Annotated in this window: 2 protein-coding genes; both read left to right on the top strand. The window is 79.6% G+C overall.

Annotated features, from left to right (window positions below; translation table 11 throughout):
• The coding region (locus tag N866_RS17860; protein ID WP_034229177.1) for an outer membrane protein assembly factor BamB family protein at positions 1 to 1,355 on the top strand (1,355 nt) is incomplete at its 5' end.
• A 108-nt stretch (positions 1,356 to 1,463) separates the two neighbouring features.
• The coding region (gene hemG, locus N866_RS17855; protein WP_052023235.1) for a protoporphyrinogen oxidase at positions 1,464 to 2,856 on the top strand (1,393 nt) is incomplete at its 3' end.

The raw sequence follows: 2,856 nt of genomic DNA, 5'->3' as shown, positions 1-2,856 counted from the left end.
GCCGACGGCGGCCCGGCCTGGTCGTCGGTGCCGCCCTCGTCCTCGTCGCGGGGCTGGTCGCGCTGAACGCCGTCGAGCAGCGGCGCCTCGCGGCGCGGGTCGCCGCGTACGCCGCGGTCCCCGGCACCGTCCCGACCCTGGACGCGCCGCTGGACGAGGCGTGGTCCGAGCGCGGCGAGCAGGTGTCGCGGGCCGGGCACCTCGTGCTGCTGACCGACCGGGACGGGACGACGGTCCGGGCGGTCGACGCGACCAGCGGCGCGCAGGTCTGGTCCCTGGAGCGCGGCGGGGCGGCGCCGGTGCAGCGCTGCCTGGCGGACCGGGAGGCCGAGCGCGCCCCCGTCGTCGTCTGCGCGCGGGGGCGCTCGGACGGCGGTCCGCCGGGCACCGTGACGCGCGTCGTCCTCGACGCGGCCGACGGCACCGTGCTGCGGCAGCACCCGGCCCACCTCGCCTCCCACGGCCAGGCGGTCACGGGCAGCGACGTGGTGTCGGCCGAGATGGGCGAGGACGGCAGCCTCGTCGTCGTGCGGTCGCGCGCCGTGGACCGGGCCACCGTGTGGGCGACCCGGGTGCCGCTCGGCGGCGGCCGGCAGGCCGGGTCGGGCGCGGGTGTGCTCCGGGTCGAGAACGGCTTCGTCGTGCTCGGCGGCAGCACCACGGCGGTCCTCGACGTGGCGGACGGCCGCGTCCTGGGCACGTGGTACCCCGGCGGCTACACCGCCGCGGGATCCGTCCCGGGCCTGGACGGCGCGGACATCCGCACGGCCGCCGACGGCTTCGGGGCCTGGAGCGACGCGGCCGCGGGGGCCCGCGGTGCCTCCGGGACGTGGTTCGACCGGTCCGGCGACCCGGTCGGCGCCCTGGACGGCGTGCTCGTGGAGGCGGACGTGTCCGACGGCTCGCTGCCGGACGTCCGCCTCAGCGCCCGGGGCGACACCGGAGAGCTGGTCGCGACCGACCTCGCCGCGGGCGCGGAGCTGTGGCGCGCGCCCGCGCGCGGGACGCACCTCCTGGTCCGCCGGGCGGGGGTGGTCGTGGTGGCCGCGGGCGAGGAGGTCCGGGCCCTGGACCTGCGCTCCGGTGCGGTCCGCTGGGCTGCGCCGGTCCGCGGTCTCGTGGCGACGAGCGGGTCCGTCACCGACGGTGCGACCGTCGTCGTCGTGGCGGAGTCGCGGGGCAGCGCCCGGCTCGTGGCGGTCGACCTCGACTCCGGTGCCCTCCGGTGGGAGGTGCCGGCCCCCGGCATCGCGCCGCTGAGCGAGCGCCGCCACGACTTCCCGCACGTCGCGCTCGGGGAGGTCGCGGGCCGTCCGGTCCTGCTCGGCGACGGGGTGGTCGTCGGCCTGTCGTAGCGCCCGTCCGGGCCCTTCGTCCCGCCCGGCGGGCCACGCCGTTGCCTACCGTCGGGTTTCGCCCGGGAAGGCCCGGGGAAAACGGGTGACCACGGACGGGGTGCGGCGATGGTTCCGGACGGGTCGGTGCGGGGGGCGCGCGCGGTCGTCGTGGGTGCGGGGGTCAGCGGCCTGGTCGCGGCCCGGGACCTGGCACGGGCCGGCTGCGACGTGACCGTCGTCGAGGCCGGGGACCGGGCCGGCGGTCAGCTCCGCACCGAGGTCATGGGCTCGCAGCACGTCGACGTCGGTGCGGAGGGGCTGCACCTCGCGGCCCCGGCGCTCGCCGCCCTCCTCGACGACCTGGGCCTGACCGCCGACCTCCGCACCGCCGCGCCGAGCCGGACGGTGATCTGGACGGGGCGCCGCCTGCGTCCCCTGCCGGCGGGTGTGACGCCCACCGGCCCGAGCCGCCTCGCGCCGGTCGTCCGGTCCGGGCTGCTGACCGTGCCGGGGATGGTGCGGGCGGGTCTGGAGCCCCTGCTCGCCCGACCCCTGCGCGCCGACGACGTCGCCGTGGGGGAGCTCCTGCGACGCCGCTTCGGCCACGAGGTCGTCGACCGCCTCGTGGACCCCCTCCTCGGGGGCCTGCACGGCGGTGACGTCGACCGGCTCGGGGTCGCGGCCGTGGCTCCCCAGCTGCTCGGTGCCGCGCGGGCGGGCCGCTCCCTGCTGCGGGCCCGACGGCGCACGGCCGGAGGTGGCGCCCCGGTGACCGTGTCCTGGACCGGCGGGCTCGCCGTCCTCGTCGACGCGCTCGTGGCCACGCCGGGGGTCACCGTGACCACGCGGACCCGGGTGGTCGGCCTCGAGCAGGCCGGGCGCCGGCACCGCGTCCACCTCGAGGGCCCGGCCGACGGCGGTCCGGCGTCGGTCACCGGGGACGCCGCCGCCGGCGGCACCACGCTCGACGCGGACGTCGTCGTCCTCGCCGTCCCGGCGCCGGTCACGGCCGCGCTCCTGCGACCGACGCGCCCCGCCGCGGCCGAGCCGCTCGGTCGGACGGCCACGACGTCCGTCGTCACCGTCGTCGCCCGGTACCGGCACGGTCTCGTGCCGCCGGACGTGACCGGGGTGCTCGTGCCGTCGTCCGCCGGGGCCACGCTCAAGGCGGCGACCGTCCTGACGGCACGGTGGGAGCACCTGCGGGGGTCCGCCGAGCGGGACGACCTCGTGCGGCTCTCGGCGGGACGGGTCGGCGGTCCCGACCTGCACGCGATGGACGACGCGACGCTGGTCGACCGGCTGCACCGCGACCTGGCCGCCGCCCTCGACGTCCGCGGCGGCCCCGACGCCACCGTCGTGCACCGGTGGCCCGACGCCCTGCCCCGCCTGGAGGTGGGTCACGTCGAGCGGACCACCGCGGCCCGGGCCGCCCTGGCCGACGTGCCGGGGCTCGCGCTGGCCGGGGCGTCGTACGACGGTCTCGGGGTGGCGGCCTGCGTCGGCTCGGGCCACCGCG

Origin of the sequence: Actinotalea ferrariae CF5-4, assembly GCF_000603945.1 — a bacterium.
Classification (GTDB): domain Bacteria; phylum Actinomycetota; class Actinomycetes; order Actinomycetales; family Cellulomonadaceae; genus Actinotalea; species Actinotalea ferrariae.
The sequence above is the reverse complement of the archived record's forward strand: the minus strand, read 5'-3'. Positions and strand labels throughout refer to the sequence as shown.